This is a genomic window from Heyndrickxia oleronia (genome assembly GCF_017809215.1).
Taxonomy (GTDB): Bacteria; Bacillota; Bacilli; order Bacillales; family Bacillaceae_C; genus Heyndrickxia; species Heyndrickxia oleronia.
The window spans coordinates 2,142,374-2,164,095 of record NZ_CP065424.1; the positions used below are offsets into that span (position 1 = coordinate 2,142,374).

The 21,722-nt window shown below is 34.0% G+C and carries 21 protein-coding genes; 16 read left to right on the forward strand and 5 right to left on the reverse strand.

All coding sequences use genetic code 11. The annotated features are described in order from the left end of the window. Positions 1 to 613 precede the first annotated feature (613 nt). The gene (locus I5818_RS10720; protein ID WP_078110802.1) at positions 614 to 895 is read left to right on the forward strand and encodes a DUF6123 family protein; all 282 of its coding nucleotides are present in this window, start codon (positions 614 to 616) and stop codon (positions 893 to 895) included. 20 nt (positions 896 to 915) lie between these two features. Here the strand turns inward: I5818_RS10720 and I5818_RS10725 are convergent, their stop codons facing one another. Both I5818_RS10725 and I5818_RS10730 read right to left on the reverse strand, forming a co-directional pair. After that, positions 916 to 1,839 carry a DMT family transporter gene (locus I5818_RS10725; RefSeq protein WP_058006431.1) on the reverse strand — a complete coding sequence of 308 codons (924 nt, stop codon included), beginning with the start codon at positions 1,837 to 1,839 and terminating at the stop codon, positions 916 to 918. 4 nt (positions 1,840 to 1,843) lie between these two features. Continuing rightward, complete coding sequence (locus I5818_RS10730) at positions 1,844 to 2,242, reverse strand: reverse transcriptase-like protein (protein WP_058006430.1); 399 nt, start codon at positions 2,240 to 2,242, stop codon at positions 1,844 to 1,846. A 280-nt stretch (positions 2,243 to 2,522) separates the two neighbouring features. On the opposite strand from I5818_RS10730, the gene I5818_RS10735 reads away from it, so the two are divergent. Together I5818_RS10735 and I5818_RS10740 are read left to right on the forward strand one after the other, a co-directional pair. Further along, positions 2,523 to 3,176, forward strand: coding sequence for a reverse transcriptase-like protein (locus I5818_RS10735; RefSeq protein WP_058006429.1), 654 nt, complete (start codon positions 2,523 to 2,525; stop codon positions 3,174 to 3,176). 79 nt (positions 3,177 to 3,255) lie between these two features. Next, positions 3,256 to 3,486: a zinc-finger domain-containing protein gene (locus I5818_RS10740; protein ID WP_058006428.1), complete on the forward strand. Its 231-nt coding sequence runs from the start codon at positions 3,256 to 3,258 to the stop codon at positions 3,484 to 3,486. A gap of 28 nt (positions 3,487 to 3,514) precedes the next feature. On the opposite strand, the gene cspD is transcribed toward I5818_RS10740, so the two are convergent. Beyond that, on the reverse strand, positions 3,515 to 3,715 hold the full coding sequence (gene cspD, locus I5818_RS10745) for a cold-shock protein CspD (RefSeq protein WP_058006427.1): 201 nt from the start codon (positions 3,713 to 3,715) through the stop codon (positions 3,515 to 3,517). 377 nt (positions 3,716 to 4,092) lie between these two features. Between cspD and mntR the strand changes: the two genes are divergently transcribed. The 7 genes from mntR to I5818_RS10780 all read left to right on the forward strand — a co-directional run bounded on the left by mntR (position 4,093) and on the right by I5818_RS10780 (position 11,967). Next, positions 4,093 to 4,518, forward strand: a complete 426-nt coding sequence (mntR, locus tag I5818_RS10750; protein WP_058006426.1) for a transcriptional regulator MntR — start codon at positions 4,093 to 4,095, stop codon at positions 4,516 to 4,518. Between the two features lie 62 nt (positions 4,519 to 4,580). Further along, positions 4,581 to 5,255: a class I SAM-dependent methyltransferase gene (locus tag I5818_RS10755; protein WP_058006425.1), complete on the forward strand. Its 675-nt coding sequence runs from the start codon at positions 4,581 to 4,583 to the stop codon at positions 5,253 to 5,255. A 74-nt stretch (positions 5,256 to 5,329) separates the two neighbouring features. Beyond that, positions 5,330 to 7,018, forward strand: coding sequence for a formate--tetrahydrofolate ligase (locus tag I5818_RS10760; RefSeq protein ID WP_071975542.1), 1,689 nt, complete (start codon positions 5,330 to 5,332; stop codon positions 7,016 to 7,018). Positions 7,019 to 7,052: 34 nt separating this feature from the next. Continuing rightward, on the forward strand, positions 7,053 to 7,556 hold the full coding sequence (locus tag I5818_RS10765) for a hypothetical protein (protein ID WP_058006424.1): 504 nt from the start codon (positions 7,053 to 7,055) through the stop codon (positions 7,554 to 7,556). Positions 7,557 to 7,799: 243 nt separating this feature from the next. Next, positions 7,800 to 10,865, forward strand: a complete 3,066-nt coding sequence (locus I5818_RS10770; RefSeq protein WP_058006423.1) for a GNAT family N-acetyltransferase — start codon at positions 7,800 to 7,802, stop codon at positions 10,863 to 10,865. A gap of 9 nt (positions 10,866 to 10,874) precedes the next feature. Then, positions 10,875 to 11,729: an amidohydrolase family protein gene (locus I5818_RS10775; RefSeq protein WP_078111368.1), complete on the forward strand. Its 855-nt coding sequence runs from the start codon at positions 10,875 to 10,877 to the stop codon at positions 11,727 to 11,729. A gap of 19 nt (positions 11,730 to 11,748) precedes the next feature. After that, entirely contained in the window at positions 11,749 to 11,967 is a 219-nt protein-coding gene (locus I5818_RS10780) for a hypothetical protein (RefSeq protein ID WP_058006421.1), read from the forward strand. Between the two features lie 47 nt (positions 11,968 to 12,014). Here I5818_RS10780 and I5818_RS10785 read toward each other — a convergent pair whose 3' ends face one another. Continuing rightward, entirely contained in the window at positions 12,015 to 13,277 is a 1,263-nt protein-coding gene (locus I5818_RS10785; protein WP_058006420.1) for a SulP family inorganic anion transporter, read from the reverse strand. 256 nt (positions 13,278 to 13,533) lie between these two features. Continuing rightward, positions 13,534 to 15,189: a glutamine--tRNA ligase/YqeY domain fusion protein gene (locus tag I5818_RS10790; RefSeq protein ID WP_071975545.1), complete on the reverse strand. Its 1,656-nt coding sequence runs from the start codon at positions 15,187 to 15,189 to the stop codon at positions 13,534 to 13,536. A gap of 167 nt (positions 15,190 to 15,356) precedes the next feature. Between I5818_RS10790 and I5818_RS10795 the strand changes: the two genes are divergently transcribed. The 6 genes from I5818_RS10795 (at position 15,357) to I5818_RS10820 (ending at position 21,653) form a co-directional block, all read left to right on the forward strand. Then, the gene (locus I5818_RS10795; protein WP_058006418.1) at positions 15,357 to 16,001 is read left to right on the forward strand and encodes an HD domain-containing protein; all 645 of its coding nucleotides are present in this window, start codon (positions 15,357 to 15,359) and stop codon (positions 15,999 to 16,001) included. After that, positions 15,998 to 17,902, forward strand: a complete 1,905-nt coding sequence (locus I5818_RS10800) for an ABC-F family ATP-binding cassette domain-containing protein (RefSeq protein ID WP_058006417.1) — start codon at positions 15,998 to 16,000, stop codon at positions 17,900 to 17,902. Before I5818_RS10795 ends, I5818_RS10800 begins: the two co-directional genes overlap by 4 nt. Before the next feature lie 164 nt (positions 17,903 to 18,066). Then, positions 18,067 to 19,191, forward strand: a complete 1,125-nt coding sequence (locus I5818_RS10805) for a conserved virulence factor C family protein (protein ID WP_058006416.1) — start codon at positions 18,067 to 18,069, stop codon at positions 19,189 to 19,191. Positions 19,192 to 19,334: 143 nt separating this feature from the next. After that, on the forward strand, positions 19,335 to 19,769 hold the full coding sequence (locus tag I5818_RS10810) for a BrxA/BrxB family bacilliredoxin (protein WP_058006415.1): 435 nt from the start codon (positions 19,335 to 19,337) through the stop codon (positions 19,767 to 19,769). Between the two features lie 76 nt (positions 19,770 to 19,845). Continuing rightward, positions 19,846 to 20,628, forward strand: coding sequence for a class I SAM-dependent methyltransferase (locus I5818_RS10815; RefSeq protein WP_058006414.1), 783 nt, complete (start codon positions 19,846 to 19,848; stop codon positions 20,626 to 20,628). A 428-nt stretch (positions 20,629 to 21,056) separates the two neighbouring features. Beyond that, the gene (locus I5818_RS10820; protein ID WP_071975546.1) at positions 21,057 to 21,653 is read left to right on the forward strand and encodes a YpjP family protein; all 597 of its coding nucleotides are present in this window, start codon (positions 21,057 to 21,059) and stop codon (positions 21,651 to 21,653) included. The last annotated feature ends 69 nt before the right edge of the window (positions 21,654 to 21,722 follow it).

Sequence of the window (21,722 nt, forward strand, 5' to 3'; positions counted from 1 at the left end):
TTTTGATTTTTTTTAAAGGCTCTTTTCGCAAACATTGTTGGTATTTAAGTAAAAGATTAACTACTAAATATCCGCTGAAGATCGCTAGAACTGCAAACACTATAAGAACAGCTGATATCCTTTATTGGGCTTTTACAAAAGCAACAACGCAAACAGCGCGTCTAAAAGTCAAAGTCTGATCCCACAAGTGACGATTCTATCTTTACACTTTATTTGGTTTCTTTTGAATTGAGGTTTGTGAATTTGGCTGAAATTCCTCGGAAAATTCTATGTTCTCTTGACCCCAACCTAAGGGGTGTGAACCAGGTGTAACTTTTTCCCTACTATTTTTTTTCCTTCTACCCAATAAACTCACCTCCGTAAATGTAGACTTCCCAATATAAATAGAAATATATAAATTTGCGGTTAAAAAAGAAAAAAATTGTACGCTAGTAAGCTGGACTTTGTAATAAATTGTCTTGAGTAAATCTAAAGAATAGATGAAAAGAGTAGGAACTAGCCGATCCTGAAAGGATGTTTCCCAATTTCCATTACATTTAAAACATTCATATAGTCACCAAATTAAAAATACTGTACAATAATAAAGGATGTTCGGGGAGTGGAGGAGAAAGAAGTGGATTCAAGAAAAACTTCATTAGATGAGTACCTAGTTTATTTAAGGGATAAAGGTTTTAAATTTGAGGAGGATGTCATCGGGTTTATCTATTTTGGTAAACAATATACCGCTGCATCAGATCAAAGCATAAAGGCTGCGATTGAAATAACACTAAAAACACAAAAAAGCTTTGATGGCAGCTTTTATATATCTTTATTGGAAACGTTTAAAAGAAAAAATATTGAAACAAGGAAGCAGGCATATACATATGTTAGAGAGATCGGCTTATTACCTGCATGAAGAGGGCATGACGCCCTCTTTTATTTTGGAATTGTCTGCTTCTTCTTAAATGGGAATATCCCCCATTTACTTACTGGAAGTTCAGCTATGATCATGCCAAATAATATAAGAATGCAACCAATTACCGCTCCTATACTCAAACGCTCATTGATCCATAAAAATGATGTTATAGCTGCAAAAACAGGTTCCATGGCTAAAATGATCGCAACTCTTGTGGGTGAAGTAGCTTTTTGGGAATAGGTTTGGATAAAAAAAGCAATTGAAGTTCCTAAAATAGCAGTAATAAATAGTGCAAATAATAATGACGAGGAATTGTAAAGTTCTGGATTTAATATGATTTCCCAATTTTCAAATATAAATGCACTAATTAAGCAAAGAAATGCTACAGTAAAAAGTTGTATAGTTGTAAGTAACAATACGGGTAATTTTTTTGCAAATCGATCGGTAAAGATAATATGGAAAGCAAAGCCAAAGGTACAAAGTAAAACATAAAAATCACCAATTGAAAATGGAGAAGTATTTTTTACTGCTAATAAATATAATCCAATTGTAGCAGCTATCGACCCAAGTATCGCTGTTGGTGATGGCCGACTTTTTAAAATAAAAAAAGCAAGTAATGGAACCATTACAACGCTTAAACCTGTAATAAAGCCAGCTTTAGAAGGGGTTGTATAGAGTAATCCTATTGTTTGTAGTGAGTAACCAATAAATAAACAACTTCCTAAAACAACACCTGCTATAAATGCGTTTTTTTGAGGGATTTTATTTTTTTTCCTTCTAATTAAATAAATGATAAGAATGATTATTCCGGCAATCATAAAACGAATAGCATTAAATAGAAGGGGTGGTAAAATATCAATTGCATTTTGTACAATGACAAACGTTGCACCCCAAATAAATGCAACAAATAGTAGTAAGATTTCAGCTGTGAATTTTTTATTCAAACTATCACCTCAAATCCTTATTTAAACGTATTCCTTGACGTGCTAATTCATCTGCAGTTTTATTTTCAGAACTTGGTACCCATTTAATAAAAAACAAATCAAATGATTTTGTTAATGATAATACCTGATTTAGTAATACTCGATATTTTTCTTTTTTTGCGAACTCTTTTTCAACAGCATGCACAACTGCTGTGGAGTCAGATCGAACAGAAATAATCGAATATTTCTTTGATTGGCAGATCTCTAGCGCTTTAATAAGTGCATGGAATTCAGCCTCATGATTATTTAGAATCCCTAAGGGAAAAGAGTAACGTTCAACTTGACCATTATTTTTAATGAAGATTCCAGCACCACTATGCCCTGGGTCTCCTGCACTTGCTCCATCAATATAGACTTCCACCAATACTAACCACTCCTATCAATTGTAAAAGTAATAATATATCATGAATTGGTAAATAAATAGTATCATTAAGTAAACATCGTTTTTAGTCTCTTTCCATATTATCTATTTAAGTACAGAGAGAATATCTATGTTGTAGGATGAATGAAGGATTTTTCATCCTTACGGAATAATTTAAATGCCAAGAACTCTTTCTATTGTAATATGAATGTAAGCGACAATAAAAGGAAAAGTTTAACCAAGGGCATTAAAATATAATTAATAATTATTTAGGGGATTTGCTATGAATTATAAAATTCTTTGGAAATATAAAGCACCTAAAATGGATACCATTTTATTAGAAACGGAATGGATATCAGAAAAAGTTATCGATCGGTTAATGGATGATTTTATTAAAACGGGTCGGACAGTAGATATAACGATTCTCGATGAAATGGGAAATGAGTGGACGAAAAAAGAATATGTAAAATTGAAAAAAGCAATTGAACTGGAGCCCAGCAATATTATTGTTTATTTTGATGGAGGATATGACCTTAAGCAAAAGGTAGCAGGAATAGGAATAGTGATTTATTATGATAAAGGTGACAAACATTTTCGAGTACGTTCTAACTATCGATTGGAAGAACTTGAGTCAAATAATGAAGCAGAATATGCAGCACTATATAATGCAATTATGTTATTGGAAGAGTTAAATATTCGCCATATGCCATGTACAATAAAAGGGGATTCGCATGGTGTATTGAAGCAATTATCAGGAGAATGGCCATGCTTTGAAAAGGTTTTAAATCAATGGCTGGATCGAATTGAATCAAAAATAAAGAAATTAGGGATAAAACCAATTTATGAGCCGATCCCTCGTAGTGATAATAAGGAAGCCGACCAATTAGCATCTCAAGCACTCAATAATAAGATTGTGCATAGTCAAATTGAATTATAAATGTTAGATAATGGATATTGGAATCAGAACTTAAAATCCATACCAAAAGGGCCATTTTATATAATGAAAGGTTGAGACGATGAATCGAAGAACCATCTTAGAGGATATGAATACTATAATAAGCACATATTGTGAAGGATGTTTTGTTAAATCAGCTTTGAGGAAGGAATATAATAAAGGATACGCACATCAATTTTGTATTCGTGAGTGTACAGTTGGGGAGCAAATAAAGAAATATGGAGAAGCACTACTTAATCACAAAAATGGTCAAACTGCCGAGGCGCATATGAATCAAAACCAAAAAGGCTGACAGAAGTCAGCCATATCATTTATTTTGATTATTTTTTTGTAACATTAGCAGCTTGAGGTCCGCGGTTTCCTTCTACGATTTCAAAAGAAACTTCTTGGCCTTCTTCTAGAGTCTTGAAGCCTTCACCTTGAATAGCAGTGAAGTGAACGAATACGTCATCTCCGCCTTCCACTTCGATAAAACCATAGCCTTTTTCGTTGTTAAACCATTTAACTTTACCGTTTTGCATAATTCTTATTCCTCCTAAATCTTACAGCACAAAGTGCCAAGAAAAAATATAGTCCATTAATGAGTCATAAAGATTTCCATAATAAGAAATATTTATATCTATTAATGTTAAATTTAATATACACCAATGTCATTCAGTGCGTCAAGATAACATTTTGTTAAAAATAAAATTTTATGAATTTTTTGATAAGTAATTCGTGCTAATGCCATATTGCCTAAAACATAGGATTTCTTGTTTAATTATTGTAATTATAGTAAACTTTTTATGGAAGATAAAAATAGAATTTCATTTTTATGCTCTTGATCTTATTCTATATACATAATTGATATATTTGAATTGTGATTTAACTTTTTATTTTATATAATGGGGGTTTAGGGATGCCTACACCAAGTATGGAAGACTATATCGAACAAATTTATTTATTAATTGAAAATAAAGGATATGCCAGAGTATCGGATATTGCGGATGCTCTATCTGTTCACCCCTCATCAGTGACAAAAATGGTGCAAAAGCTTGATAAGGATGAATATTTAGTTTACGAAAAATATCGTGGTTTAGTTCTTACACAAAAAGGGAAAAAGATTGGAAAACGTTTGGTAGACCGACATGATCTACTTGAACAATTTCTTACTATTATAGGCGTTAAAGAAGAAAATATATATCAAGATGTTGAAGGAATCGAACATCATCTTAGTTGGAATTCCATTGATCGTATTGGAGATTTAGTCCAATTTTTTGAAGAGAATCCAGAACATGCGAAAGTGCTTAAACAATTACAAGAAAAGAATGAAAAAGAGGTATAAAATCGAACCGTTAAGCGGTTCTTTTTTTCTATCACTCTTCATTAAGGATAAGGAGGTAAGTGATGAAATCATTTTCTTGGACGGACACGTCTCAATTTCAATGGGATGAGCGCGCAAAATCTTGGCATTCTAAGAGTTTAAATATGTGGTTAAACGGAAGTAGGAAGGAAATTATCCCGTTTATTGAGAATTATATTCCTAAAGGTAAGTTTCTTGATTTAGGTTGTGGTGATGGCTTTGGATCCTATTTACTTTTTGAAAGGGGATACGATGTCAGCGGGATAGATATTTCGGAAAAAATGATTCAGTATGCGAAAAAAAAGGAAACCAACCATTTGACTTTCTATCAAGGGGATATGCTAAACCTTCCATTTAATGATGAAGAATTTACTGGAATGATGGCCATTAATTCTTTGGAATGGACTGAAAGACCGTTAGATGCATTAAATGAAGTAAAAAGGGTGATGAAAGATAATGGGTTTGGCTGCTTTGGCATTCTAGGCCCTACGGCAATGCCAAGGATCAATAGTTTTTCAAGGCTAGAAGGAAAAGACACCATTTGTAATACAATGATGCCATGGGAATTTTTAAAATTGGCAACGGAAAATGGTTGGGAACTTATTGCGGAAAAAGAAGTATATAAAAAAGAAGTCACAGATAGACATGTAACGGGATTATCGAATAAATTGAAGCAAGCTTTATCATTCATGACTATATTCATTTTAAAAGTAAAATAGTTATTCTTTTAACCAAATTGTTACAGAGGAATGTTAAAATATTGATGTATTAAAAGTTGATTGGGGGAAGAAAAATGGGGACAGACAAACGAGTAAAAACAGATATAGAAATTGCACAGGAGTCTAGTTTACTACCAATTAAAGATATAGCGAAATCGATTGGACTTTCTGAAAACGATATTGATTATTATGGGAAATATAAAGCGAAAATCACTTATGAAAAAATACATAGTCTACAAAATGAAAGCGATGGAAGGTTAATATTGGTCACTTCCATCAATCCTACACCTGCTGGAGAGGGTAAATCGACAGTTACTGTGGGTCTTGGTGATGCATTAAACCAGCTTGGCAAAAAAACATTAATTGCCTTAAGAGAGCCTTCCTTAGGACCGACAATGGGAATGAAAGGAGGAGCAACAGGCGGAGGATATGCACAAGTACTACCGATGGAGGATATTAACCTTCACTTTACAGGTGATTTACATGCGATTACGACTGCCAATAATGCACTTGCTGCTCTATTGGATAATCACATCCATCAAGGGAACTTATTAAAAATTGATCAAAGAAGAATCGTTTGGAAACGTGCATTAGATCTGAATGACCGTGCTTTACGACAGATCGTAATTGGCTTAGGTGGACCATCACAAGGCGTTCCACGTGAGGATGGTTTTGATATTACTGTAGCATCAGAAATTATGGCAGTACTTTGTTTATCTTCTAGCATAGATGATTTGAAACTAAGACTTTCGAAAATGGTGGTAGGCTATAATATTGCAAAAGAACCAGTCACAGTTGGTGACTTAGGTGTTGAAGGTGCACTAACACTACTATTAAAAGATGCATTAAAACCAAATTTAGTTCAAACGATCGAACATTCTCCAGCACTAGTTCACGGGGGACCGTTTGCTAATATTGCCCATGGATGTAATAGCATCATGGCAACAAAAACTGCTTTGAAATTAGCAGATTATGTTGTAACAGAAGCAGGTTTTGGAGCTGATTTAGGTGCGGAAAAATTTTTAGATATTAAATCTAGAGCAGCAAATATTAAGCCTGATGCAGTTGTTATTGTTGCCACAATTAGAGCACTAAAAATGCATGGTGGAGTACCAAAAACTGAGTTACAGAAAGAAAACCTAGATGCATTAAAACTTGGTCTTGAAAATTTACAGAAGCATATCGAAACGATTCAGCAATATGGTCTTCCGATTGTAGTAGCTATTAATCGATTTACGACAGATACTAAGGATGAGATAGCTGTACTTACAGAGTGGTGTCAGCAGCGTTCCGTTCCTGTTGCATTAACAGAGGTATGGGGAAAAGGTGGAAAAGGCGGAATCGAGCTTGGACAGTTAGTGCTCCAGGAAATTGAAAAAAATAATAAAACATTTGAATATCTATATGATCTTCAATTACCAATTAAGGAGAAGATTAAAACGATTGTACAAAAAGTATATGGAGGCACGGATGTAGAATTTTCTTCTAAAGCCGAAAAACAATTAATCGAATTTGAAAAATTCGGTTGGGGAAATCTACCTGTATGTATGGCTAAAACACAATATTCATTATCTGATGATCCTAGTAAATTAGGTTGTCCCAAAAATTTTACTATTCATGTCCGTGAACTAAAACCAAAATTGGGAGCAGGTTTTATTGTGGCATTAACTGGAGATGTAATGACCATGCCAGGTTTACCTAAAAAACCAGCTGCCTATCAGATGGACGTTGACGCAAATGGAAGAGCCATGGGACTCTTCTAAGTTTACCTGCGTTTAATTTAGTAGAGGTGACTTTATGTTCGATCCAACAGCATATGATAATTTGAAAGTAATATTGGAAGGAGCAGTATACGATTTAGATTTAAGTGGGGAATTAAAAATAATTGAACGGAATGATATCGTAGATTTAGCAAAAATAGTAAGACGGTATGAAATAACCTATATACTTGTCAATCAGCCATCTATAAAGGCCAATATATCACTTGAAGCAAATTTAAATCAATTAGCTTCCGAATTATTAAATATTGAAAATCAAAGTATGTTTGGAGCGAATATTGCCATTTCTTTTTCTTGGAATACGAGTGAAAATACGAAGGATTTTTTTCACTCCATTAAATCCCATTGGGGTCCAGAACATATATATGAGGAAAAACAAATCATATCTTCGTTACATGGTTCACATGAAGAAATGACGATTCGATTTTCTCGTACGATGACAGAAGAGATGGTAGATGATTTAGTAGAGATGTTTCACTATTCTATAGTAACAATCAAAAAGTTATTAACAGGAACAGGCTAAATGCCTGTTTTTTTATTGAAAAACAATAATTGTATGATCATTTTTCAGAACGTATATATTTTTCAGAAAAGTGTTTACAAAGAAAGAGTAATCCTTTAGTATTACAAAAGGAAGAAAAAACTTCCAAATTCAAAGAAAAAAGGAGGAGTTTTACATGATGCAGCACACAAAAAAGTCTTTAAAAAGATTAAAGGACGATTCTCCATAGTAGAAATTGAAGGAATTTTTTTAGGAGGCTATTAAATGACCCAATCAACGATAGATAGTATAAAAATTGTAAAATACCATGAAGGATTAGCTAAATCAATTGCTGATATGTGGAATGAAAGTCGTGAGGGCTGGGGCGGAGATGCTAGTATCATGACTGAAGAGCAAGTCATTGAAAAAGAAGCTAATTCAGAAGATTTGTTTTTATACCTTGCTTTAGATAATGAAAAGGTAGTGGGGTATTGTGGTATATCTGAATATAAAGAAGATGTCAAGGCTCTGTATATTCGATTATTAAATGTTCATCCAGATTATCAGGGGAAAAAGATTGGTAAGCAATTAGTTTTGAAAGCTGTTGAAAAAACAGTTGAACTCGGTTGGCCACGGATTGATCTATATACCTGGGCAGGGAATGTAAAGGCAGTACCTCTTTATAAAAAATGTGGTTTCTTTTGGGAGGATCGTGATGAAACGACTCACCTTATGAATTTTATCCCATTAGTCTTGCAAAATGAACTTTTAAAACCATATTTTCAACACTTAGATTGGTATAAAGATAATAAGAGAGTTATTGAAGTAAAACCTGATGGAACAAAGGAGAATGGATTTACTTTTTTTGAATATATTTGGCAGAATGAACAGTACTATGTCAGGGTTCAGATTGAAAAGAGTGGAAGAGGAATTCGTCTCATTGAAACAAATGAATATTTATTAGAAATTAAGATGGATAGTCACTCAAAGATCGAGGGAAGAGATGCAAATTTACAGGTTTTTGTAAAAAATAAAACGAATGAGGCTTTGACTATCGATGTGAACGGATTGCAAAATGAACGAATTCATGTTCATGCTACTTATAAACAAGTACACGTCAAAGAACAATACCATATAGATATACCTGTATCCATCTATGATGGAAGTGAACCGAACGAGTGGGTTACACATCCTAAAGCAGAATTAAATATTCAAATGAATGGGCTGAGATGTATAATGGCTCTAGGAACCTACCCGAAAAAAGCGATGAAGTTAAAATGGGTGTACCACCCGAAAAAATTTGAAACCAATAAAAGGCAAATCTGTTATTTAGAGATTGATAATCAATTAAAACAGAATGCTGAAATCTCACTTGAATTACCAGAGAATTCCTGGCTGGAGTGGACGGAACCGATTATCACAAATTCTGTTGAGGAAATTGGACTATTGGAGGTTCCATTTTTAATCAATAAATATGGATTTATACAGGCTGAATGTAAAGTAACGGTGAAAACAGAAGATGAAACCTTCGAATGGTCAGAACCAGTTGCATTTTCTCTTCCAAATTTCGGCGTTAAGGCGTGTGGGTATGATAAAGAATATTATTACCTACAAAATGGCTACTATAAAGTGCGTATAAGAAAAAGAGACAATGCAATGACTGTTGGTTCTGAGGAAAATCTTATTCAAAGAACAGTGATATTTCCACCGAAATTTGGTAAACCTTATATTGGAGAACTTTCGAAAAAAGAGGCAAGTCATTTTGAATGGAATCAGGATGAGCAAAAGTCAACATTAAAATTATTTTATGAGATTTCTAAGCCATCAAATTTAAAACTAATAGCTTGCTTTGAATTATATGGAGAAGGGCTATTGAAATATTGGTTGGAAATAGAAAATAGTTCCCGGGATGAATTGCATGAACTTTATGTATACCAACCCATTAGACATGAACTTAATCAAACATATGTCCCTTTAAACAATAATATTATTTATTTTAACGATGCTAAAATGACGGATCTCAGCCAATTAAATAGTAATGAAGTTTCGGAGAATTGGATTTTTTCAGATGACTTAAAAGAACCTCATGGTCTATCTTGGAGTAAAAATGCAAAAATAGGCTTTGATGGTTGGCTACTATATGTAGAAGAGAAGATAGAAACGCTTCAAGTAAAGGGGAAAATAAGAACGAGTCCTATCCATATAGCGGTTGGGGCAATTAAATCTGTTGAAGACTTTCAATTTTTTGCGACCGGTTTACGTGAAACAATGCTCATCAATAAAGAAGTAAATTTATCTACTCCGACAACTAATTTAGTTTTAGCGGATCAGGATAAAATGGCAGTACAATTAAAAAGAATCCAAAATCGATATTTTCACGGAACACTATCCATTGAAGAAGGACAGGAAATAATCCATCAAATGGAGATACATCAAGAAAATAATCAGGATATTCAATTGGAAATTCCAACAAAGAAAAAAGCGTTTACTCCTATTCACTATTCATTGGAAAGTGATTCGCAGCAAATACAAGGTTCAATGTTATTTATTCAACAAGATCATACAAAAATTCAGTTAACCAAAGAGGAAGAACAATCTATTTATAAGTTAACGAATGGTGATTTAACTATACGGGCATCAACGAGGTTTTTTCCAACACTATATTCAATTAAATATAAAGACCAAGAGTGGTTAGATTCTAGCTTTCCAGTCCCTGAACCAAAAGCATGGTGGAATCCTTGGGGAGGTGGAGTACAGTCATCTTTAAATGGTATAAGTCTTTTTTCATGGTTAAAAGAACAATCCTATACAACTTTTGTGAAGAAAACGGATCAGCACGGGAATGTATGGGAAGGGTTGGCTATTCATACGAATTTTGAAAAACATGAAAAATGGAAAGGATTAAGAAGTATTCAATATTATTTAACCTTGCCAGGTGTGCCAATTATCGTTCATTTTACAGAATTAGCTCATCTCCACCGCTCAATACATGAACCACTTTATACTGAATTATGGTTAAAGAAAGGATCGATTAGCCATACAATGGCACAATTAGTTGATACTAAAGGAAGCCAATGGTTCAAAGCGGGGTCAGAAGAACATATCTTCCGTTCTAGCAATCCTTATCTAGTTTCTAATCATGATCAAACAGAATGGATGCAAGTATTTTCGGCAAATTCAAAGGCAGATTCAGAATGTATTTTTAGCGAAGAATTCGCCCTAGCAGCTACAATTTCTCATTTAAATATTAATCCAGGTGATGATCATAGAACGGAACCAATTTTTATGTTATTCCCAGGAACGCCGATAGAAAAAGAAGCGATTGAAAGTTTAAAAACCATTAAATTTTAGGAGAAAGTTATGAAAATTATTGATGCACATATCCATTTCTCCAATATTCGTTCATTCCATGAAACCGCTAATCAGCAATCACATGTTGACTACTCAAAATCTGGGATTGTAAAGGAATTTTCTGAAGCTGGAGTTGTCCTAGGTATAGGCATGGGGTTAACCGAAACAAAAGGGATAGGATTCCCGGATCCCGAAGCAATGACCCCTATGGGATTAGATTTAGAAACTGAGCTACCAAATAACATCGTTTACTGTGCAGGAATTAATCCATATTCTTTAAATGACCAAAGTCTAATATTACTAGAAAAAGAGCTCCAAAAACCAAATGTAGTGGGATTAAAGATATATTTGGGTTATTATCCTTTCTATGCTTATGATGAAGTATATCATCCAGTCTATGAACTTGCTGAAAAATATGATGTTCCGGTTGTTTTTCATACGGGGGATACTTATTCTGAGCGTGGTTTACTGAAATTTTCTCATCCACTCACATTAGATGAAGTAGCTGTTCGGTACCGAAATATCCGTTTTATCATGGCTCATTTCGGTGATCCCTGGGTATTAACAGGGGCAGAAGTTGTTTATAAAAATTCAAATATGTATGCTGATTTATCAGGCTTAATTGTTGGTACTGAAAAAGAGTTGAAAAGTTATTCGGAAGGCCGTTTTTTAGACCATTTACGTCATGCATTAGTTTATTGTGATCAATATGATCGATTACTATTTGGGACGGATTGGCCATTAGCACCGGTAAAACCCTATATTGAATTCGTAAAGAATCTAATACCAGAAAGATTTCACGAAGATGTTTTTTTCAATAATGCTTTAAAAGTGTTTCCACGGTTAAGAAACATTATAGATTAACGATAAGGGGATACAAAAGATGAAACTAGTAAGTGGTACCATTGCTTTAAGTTTCTCATTTGTAATGTTTATGTATTTAATTGAAACATTTTTACCGTATGCTAATAACAATATTGGTTTATTTGTTTTTCCTTTTACCCTTTTGTTCTTGTCTATTTATTTTTTTGTAACTTATAAACAGGAAAAAGTGAAGAAAGTAAAGGGGATTAAGTTTGAGGATAGTGATTATGATAGGTAATAAAGAGTAGGCTATGAATACGGAAGTTCCGTATTCATAGCCCTTTTTTAGTTTTTCACTCTATTTAACTGAATAAGTGAACTTATAGTTGCAAGTGTTAACCCAATAATAAATCCTTGGATCATACCAACGAATAATGTGCAAATAAATGTAATGAGTAAACTAAATCCATCAAGGGGCTTATTTTTTAATAGTATAATCATCCTTTTAAAATTTATTAAAGGGTAGACGGAAACAATTATCACAGCTGCTAGAGTTGCAAGTGGTAAATAATAAAATATAGATGTGAAAAAGAGGAGAGTAGTTAATATCATGAACATAGAAATGATGTTTGCAAGTTTAGTTTGTGCACCCGATTGATAGTTAACAGCTGTCCGGGACAATGCACCAGCAACTGGAATCGATCCGACAAAAGCGCTTGAAATATTTGCTGAACCTAATGCAGTCATTTCCCGATTAGGGTGAATTAGTTGATTTTCCTTTTCTGCAATAGAATGGGCGATTGCATATGATTCTAGGAAGGATATGAAGGCGATAATAAATGCAGTAGGTATAAGTGCTTTCATATCTTCCAAATTTATTTTAGGAAGAATAAATTCAGGAACCCCATTTGGAATAAAGCCAACTATGGCTGTATGGTATGGTAATAAAAACATTTTATTTATGATTGGAAAAAGAAAAACAAGTAATATTGGTCCAGGTGAAATGCTAGTAGTTCTCTTTAGGATTATTAATATAATGATACTCCCTATACCAATCAAGGAAGTGACTGGATGAATAGAAGGTAGGTTTGTAAACAATTTAGACATATAGTTAAGAACATTAGTTTGTGTAATCCGTTCTATACCTAATAAAACATCGATTTGATGTAGAATTATTATAACTGCTGCAGCAGAAATAAACCCACTGATCACATGTTTAGGGATGTAATTAAATAATTTGCCTACATGAAAAATCCCTAATAGAATTTGAATGATTCCTACTAACAAAGTAAGTTGTACCATTGCTTCAAAAAAATGAAGAGACTGTGGTTTTGCTATTGAAAAAACTCCTGCAAAAGCAATAAGAGAGATGATGGAAGTTGGGCCAACAGATAAAAATTTGGATGAACCGAGTAATGTATATATTAATAAAGAAGTAATGGCTGCATATAGGCCATATACAGGATTGACACCTGCAAGATTCGCATAGGCCATACTTTGTGGGATAAACAGTATGGCAACGATGATACCAGCAGTTAGATCACTTGAAAAGGAATGACGAAAATGGTGGTTTCTAACATGTGGAATCGAAGTATGTTTTAGTGCCACAAATGTTCTCCTTTCTATAGTTTGTTCTTTTAAAACATATTCGAAATACAAGGATTTATGAGTAGGATGATGGGGAAAAAGAGGCTTGTCTACAAGAAATAAAGTTCTTTGTAAACAAGCCTCTTATTATTGTTAGTATAAATTGGATCTTTTCACATATAGTTTTTGGTGTGTATGCTTCATTTTTTAATCTATGTTTGATTGCTTAGAACTTTAGTAATATCCTAATACTTTTTCTTACAAAGTAAATGAAAAATTATAATTTAAATGAACTCTTTAATGATACTACACGATTAAAGACGATTGAATCAGATGTAGAATGTTTTGGATCAACATTAAAATACCCGTGTCTGAAGAATTGAAATTTATCATATGGTTTCGCATCAGCCATATTTGGTTCTACAAATCCTTGGGCAACTTCCAATGAATTTGGATTGATATGATCTAGGAATGTTCCGCCATCTTCATCTAGTTCCTCGTCTAATATTAATGAATCGTATAAACGAAACTCAGCAGGAACTGCTTTTGAAGCTTCGACCCAATGAATCGTACCTTTTACTTTTCTACCTGTAAATCCAGTGCCACTCTTTGTTTCAGGATCATAGGTACAACGTAATTCTATAACTTCACCGTTTTCATCTTTTATGACCTCTTCACATTTTATGAAATAGGCATGTTTTAAACGTACCTCATTCCCAGGGAAAAGGCGGAAATATTTCTTTGGCGGATCCTCCATAAAGTCCTCTTGTTCAATATAAATCTCACGAGAGAATGGAATTTTTCTCATTCCCATTTCTGGAACTTCAGGATTGATTTCCGCGTCCAGCATCTCTACTTGTCCTTCTGGATAATTAGTAATGACAACTTTTAATGGTTTCAATACTGCCATTGTACGAGGTGCTTTTAATTTTAGATCTTCACGGATAAAATGCTCAAGCATTTGAACATCTACTGCACCACTGCCCTTTGTAATCGCAAGTTCTTCACAAAAGGCGCGTATTGCCTCAGGTGTGTAGCCTCTGCGACGTAAACCAGAAATGGTTGGTAGGCGAGGATCATCCCAGCCATCAACAATTTTTTCATCAACTAATAGCTTTAGTTTTCGTTTACTCATGACTGTATTCGTTAAATTTAGACGTCCAAATTCAATTTGTCTAGGAGTTGCTTCCATTTCACAGTTTTTAACTACCCAATCGTAAAGTGGTCGTTGATCTTCAAATTCTACCGTACACAGTGAATGAGTAATTCCTTCAATAGCATCCTCAATTGGATGGGCAAATGCATACATCGGATAAATACACCATTTATCTCCTGTATTATGATGATTAGTATGTGAGATACGATATAGAACTGGATCTCTTAAGTTAATATTAGGGGAAGCCATATCAATTTTTGCACGTAATACTTTTTCACCATTGGCAAATACACCATTCTTCATTCGTTCGAATAAATCAAGATTCTCTTCGATTGAACGGTTTCTTGAAGGGCTCTCTATTCCAGGTTCTGTTAATGTACCACGATGCTCTCTAATTTCATCAGCTGAAAAGTCTTCTACATAGGCAAGTCCTTTTTTTATTAAAAGCACAGCTCTTTTATACATTTCATCAAAATAGTCGGAGGCAAAGTGAAGATTTTCCCACTCATAGCCAAGCCATTTTACATCTTCCTTAATTGACTCAACAAATTCAATGTCTTCCTTTAAAGGATTTGTATCATCAAAACGGAGGTTTGTCTTGCCATTAAATTCATCTGCTAAAGAGAAGTTAATAAAGATGGATTTTGCATGACCGATATGCAAGTAACCATTTGGTTCAGGAGGAAAACGAGTAACAATTGTATCATGTTTTCCGTTATGTAAATCTTCCACCATAATATTTTTTATAAAATTGGACGGAGTCGCTTTTTCTTCCATTAATTAATCACCCTTCTAACACATTCATTTTGCATATTCTAATATTATAACAAACAAAACAAAACAGTAAACATTTCTCTTAAGAATATGTAAAGAAAAGGGTTCTTCTTTATGTTATATATAGAAAACATGGTAAAATAAATGGATGTGAGGGGAGAGAGAACTATTTGGAAGAGATAATTAAGAAAACAGAGCAATTTATAAAAAAAGAATTGGGCGAGGATACTAGTGGCCATGATTATTATCATGTGAACCGTGTAAGGAAACTTGCTTTACATATAGCTAAAAATGAAGCAAATGGAGATCTGTTCATTATTGAAATGGCGGCCCTCCTTCATGATATACCTGACGAAAAATTAAACACGGACATCCATGAAGGGATGATTAAATTACAATCCTTTTTAGCCTCCATTCAGCTAACAGATGTCCAAAGCAAACAAATCATCAATATAATCAGTAAGCTATCATTTAGAGGGGGAAATGAAGCAGAGTTAACTACCTTTGAAGAAAAAGTAGTTCGCGATGCTGACCGACTTGATGCAATTGGGGCAATGGGGATTGCTCGTGTTTTTGCCTATGGAGGAAAAAAAGGACAACCAATATATGATCCAGACATTGCAGTACGTGAAAACATGACAGTGGAACAATATCGAAAGGGAAAATCAAGTTCAATCCATCATTTTTACGAAAAGCTATTATTACTAAAGAATCGAATGCATACCGAGACTGCCAAAAAATTGGCCGAAGAAAGACATCAGTGGATAGAAAACTTTTTAAAACAATTTTTTAAAGAATGGAATGGTGACATATGAGATCATTAACTGTTGAAAATCTTTCAAAATCTTACGGTGATAAACAATTATTTCAACAGATTTCATTTCATATTAATGAAAAAGAAAGAGTGGGTCTCATTGGTGTAAATGGAACCGGAAAATCTAGTCTGCTTAAAATTATTGCAAAAATTGATGATCCAGATACAGGTGAATTAATCCACCCGAATGATTACACAATTAACTATTTATCACAACAACCAGATTTAAATCCTGAACTTTCTATTTTAGAACAGGTATATCAAGGAGAAGCGGCGATAATGAAGCTGTTACGAGAATATGAGACCGCTCTTATAAAACTCGAACAGGAACCGGAAAATCAAGTATATCAAGAACAGCTATTTAAACTTCAATCTGATATGGATGCACAAAATGCTTGGGATGCAAGTTCAAATGCAAAAACTATTTTATCCAAATTAGGTATTGATCATTTTTATAGAAAAATTGGAGAGTTGTCTGGAGGACAACAAAAGCGTGTTGCTTTAGCGCAAGTTCTTATTGAAACACCAGATTTATTAATCTTAGATGAACCAACCAATCATCTAGACTATGAATCGATCAAATGGTTAGAAGAGTATTTAGCAAAATATCAAGGTGCAGTTCTATTAGTTACTCATGATCGTTATTTCCTTGATCATGTTACGAACCGAATTTTTGAATTGGATCACGGTTCTTTATATGCTTATCAAGGGAATTATCAATCCTTTATTGAAGCGAAGGCGAGACGAGATGAAGAAAGTATCCAAACAGAAGAAAAAAGAAAAAACTTATATCGAAGAGAATTAGCATGGATGAGACGTGGAGCAAAAGCACGTTCTACGAAACAAAAAGCAAGAATACAAAGATTTGAAGAGTTAGAAGGGAACTTAGGAAATGTTCCAGCAAAAGAAAACGTAGACATTGCTATCCAAGGAAGTCGATTAGGTAAACAAGTGTTCGAATTTCAACATGCTTATAAATCGTATCCGACTCAAATGATTTTAAAAGATTTTAATTGGTTAGTAAAACCTCAGGATCGCTTTGGAATCGTTGGTAAAAACGGAAGTGGCAAATCAACGCTTATGAATATGATTGCTGGTAAAATTGAGTTGGATCAAGGTAGTTTTATAACAGGTCAAACGGTGAAAATCGCCTATTACCAACAACAAAATGAAGAGTTAGATGAATCGAAACGAATGATAGAATATATAAGGGAATATGGGGACGTTGTAACGACTAAGGATGGGGAAACCATCTCTGCAGCCCAAATGCTAGAAAGATTTTTATTTCCGATGCATACCCACGGTACCCCTATTAGAAAATTATCAGGTGGGGAAAAGCGTCGCTTGTATTTATTAAAACTATTAATGGGAAAACCGAATGTTCTCCTTTTGGATGAACCAACGAATGATCTAGACACCCAGACTTTAACGGTTTTAGAGGATTATTTAGAAGAGTTCCCTGGTGTAGTCATTTCAGTCTCGCATGATCGCTATTTTCTTGATAAAACTGCTGAACAGCTTCTCGTGTTTCAAGGAGATGGAGTGATTGATAAATATTATGGGACATATAGTGAGTATTTGGAGCAATCTGTGAAGACTATCAAGTCAGGGCAAGTAAAAGAAAAAGTAAAAGAAGACACGTCAGCGATTGAACAAAATAAACCGGCTAAAAAGAAAAAATTATCCTATAATGAGCAACGCGAATGGGATGAGATTGATACCAAAATTTCGGAAACAGAAGAAAAACTTGAATTACTTCAAAATCAATTAAATCAGGTTGGGAGTGATTTTGAAAAGGCCCAAGCACTAACAGAGGAAATTGACGTTGAAAATGAGAAGCTTGAACAATTAATTGAAAGATGGAGCTATTTATCTGAACTCATCGAATCCTTCTCCTCATAATTTACGATTGGTTTTTACACTTTTATTGGTATTGATGAAAAAATCAATTTGAAGGGTTATAAAAAGAATAGGCTGTCTAATACAGTTTGTGCGAATAAGAACAAGATAAAATTCTCTTATGTTAAAATGGGGATAAGAAAAAAGAGAAGGGTGGATATTGATTCATGAACATTATTTCTATTGAACCTACACCGAGTCCAAATACGATGAAAGTAATATTAGATCAGGAGCTCCCTGCAGGTAAAAGTAATAATTATAAAAAAGAACAGATTGAAGATGCGCCAGCCTATATTAAAGCTATACTAGAAATTGATGGAGTCAAAGGTGTGTACCACGTAGCAGATTTCCTTGCGGTTGAACGAAATGGAAAAGTTGATTGGCAACAAATCTTACCAAAAGTAAGGGAAGTATTTGGGGAAGAGGATGGAAATCAAGCAGACCATGGGATCGTAGATGAGCATTTTGGAGAGGTTAATGTTCATGTCCAAATGTTTAAAGGAATTCCTTTGCAAGTAAAGCTTACAGATGGGGAACATGAACAGCGATTTGGTCTTCCAAGCATGTTTGTAGAAGCGATGAATGAAGCTCAGCTAGAGGGAGATAATTATGTACTATTAAGAAGATGGCAAGAATATGGTGTTCGCTACGGTGATCTTCAACAGATCGGTGAAGATGTAGTTGAAGAACTCTTAGCTGCATACCCAGAAAATAGATTAAAAAATCTCGTTGAAATGGCAAAGAACCCTGAAAGTTCTAAACAATTGAAGAAACTTATAAAACTTACACCGGAAATGTTAGATGATCCTGATTGGAGAAAGAGATATCAGCTTCTCGAACAAATGGAAGAGCCAACAGTAGAAGATCTCCCTTTATTAGAAAAGGCACTAGCAGATGAAAAATCTTCAATTAGAAGATTAGCAGTCGTTTATCTTGGGATGATAAAAGATAAACAAGTTCTCCCCTTATTATATAAAGGCTTAAAGGATAAAGTTGTAACGGTAAGAAGAACAGCAGGGGACGCTTTATCAGATCTTGGTTTCAAAGAAGCAATTGAACCAATGATGGAGGCGCTTAGTGATAAGAGTAAAATAGTACGTTGGCGAGCGGCGATGTTCTTATATGAAGAAGGAGATGAAAGAGCACTTTCAGCGTTACATCAAGCAGAAAATGATGCGGAATTTGAAGTTCAGTTACAAGTGAAGATGGCAATTGAAAGAATAGAAGGTGGAGAGCAAGCTAAAGGATCAATTTGGAAGCAAATGTTGGAAGCCCGTCAAAAAAATAGTTAAACGTATACTACCAAAAACATTGACTATCTTGCTTTCAAAAAGAAGAGTTAAATGAAAAAATTTGTTCGAATTGTAGGACTTAAGCTATTGTTAAAAGAAATCCATATTAAATGAGTGTAAAAGCGAATAGGAGGCTGAATAATATGTCAATGGCATATGAAGAATATATGAGAGAAATAGTAAAGCCTATGCGGGCAGAATTAGTCAATGCAGGTTTCAAAGAACTAACTACGGAAGAAGAAGTAGAAAATTTTATGAATACTGTCGAAGGAACAACATTAGTGATAGTTAATTCTGTATGTGGGTGTGCAGCTGGATTGGCTCGCCCTGCAGCTGTTTCTGCTGTTCAAAGCAGTACCAAAAAACCAGATCATTTAGTTACTGTATTTGCTGGTCAAGATAAGGAAGCGACAGGAAAAATGCGTGAATTTTTTACTGGTTTTGAACCATCCTCTCCATCTATGGCCATACTAAGTGGTAAAGAAGTTGTTCATTTCATTCCGAGAGATGAAATCGAGGATCATGATGTGGAAGAGATAGTAAGTAATTTGACAACTGCATTTGATAAGTATTTATAATAGGGTGTATTTACACCCTGTTTTTTTGTTATAGAAAATAGTGAATTAAATATAGTATTGAATGAAGGTTGAAAAAATGATTGTAACAACAGCAGGACGAACGGATAAAAAAATGATAGAGAAGGCAAAATTAATTGCAGCTGAACTACTATTACGTTATATACCCCGAAACAAGCAATCCGTAAAAAGGCTACATGACTTATATAGATGTGATTGTCTGATTGTAGGAAAAGAAAGACTGGAATTAGTTCCTTTCGCTTTAGATCAAGCGTTTTTCTTTCACCCTAATTCAGCAAGTTTCAGAATAAAAAGATTAAAAAGGGGTGACAAAGATCCATTTATCGATGTCTGTCAATTATCGACTGGAATGTCGATTTTAGATTGTACAATGGGACTCGCATCTGACAGTATTGTTGCATCCTTCATCGTTGGAAATACAGGGAAGGTCATCGCAATTGAAGCCAATCCTTATTTGCATTATATTGTGAAAAATGGATTAACACAGTGGCGATCGGAGATAGAAGAAATGAATCATGCCATGAGGAGAATAGAAACAAATCATGCAGATCACTTAGAGTTTTTAAAAGGTCTACCAGACCATTATGTAGATATCGTCTATTTTGATCCAATGTTTGAAGATGCAATTTTATCATCTGATGGCATATCAGGGTTACGGCAATTTGCTTCCTATTCTTCATTGAATGAGGGGCTAATTTCTGAGGCAAAGCGAGTCGCAAAAAAACGGATCATTCTAAAAGATCATTTTCGCTCCCCCAATTTTCAAATGTATGGATTCCATGTCAATATTAGAAAGTCCGCAAAATTTCATTATGGAGTAATTGAACTTGAAACAAAATAGAAGGACTATCTGATCCAGATAGTCCTCTATTTATATCATTCATTAATCTGTTATGGTTAAATAGACAAAATATGCCAGCATAATAAATATACCAATATAAGTAAGTGTTGTTTCCATTTCGACCCCTCCTATGAATGAAATAAGTTTACACAAGGATATGTAATTTACAATTAGCTTATACCGTTACAGTATAAAATACTCTTCCTTTACAACAAATAATTTTAGATTTACAATATTCATATAAAGATTAATTTTAGAATATTACTATTTAATCAATTAATCAAACAACATATATACTACTATATATCCTTTTGGTAATAATTGAAACCTTTTCATTCGAAAAATCGTCTATATAAGTATATGATTCTAGTAACTGGACTTAAGTGGAGAATAATCATGTCTTATCTTAATAGAAAGGACTATGTTATATGAAACAATGGTTGAGAAAATCCGTCGTAATACTCGTTTCTATATTAACATTTGGGCTAGTGACACCTGCCCATGCAATTTGGAATGAGAATCACGGGGTTGATAAAGCAAAACATCAAAATGAGGCTTCAGATTTAAAACAAGCAACAACACTTAGCAGCTATAGAAGCGAACAACAAGAAAATAATCGTGACACGATTATTCAAAAAATGATGATGGAAGCTGAGAAACAATCTTTTGAAAAGTTTGGTGAAAAAATTTCACCAATTATTGAAGATGAATTTCGCCAAGTGATTCTACCAAAAATCCAAGATGCAATTGAAATGACGATTGCAGAATACCCAGAAGAAGAATTATCATCATTGGCCATTACAGAAACACCAAGTGGTGGTGTAAGTGAGAAAATTTTCCATATTTACAATATTAAGACGAATGAGGACATTATCCGTTTTCACGTAAGGAGAGACCACCCACCTATGGATGGGTATTATTTTAATTTTCATTATCATACTAAGTTTGACAACTATCAAACCCATTATCATTTAGGTGAAATATACTGGGATAAAAATACACCACCAAAATGGATGAGCGTTTAAAAAATCGGCTAAGACCGATTTTTTTTATTTACCAAATTTTAATTAAAAGGAGTGACTATTTCTCTATGA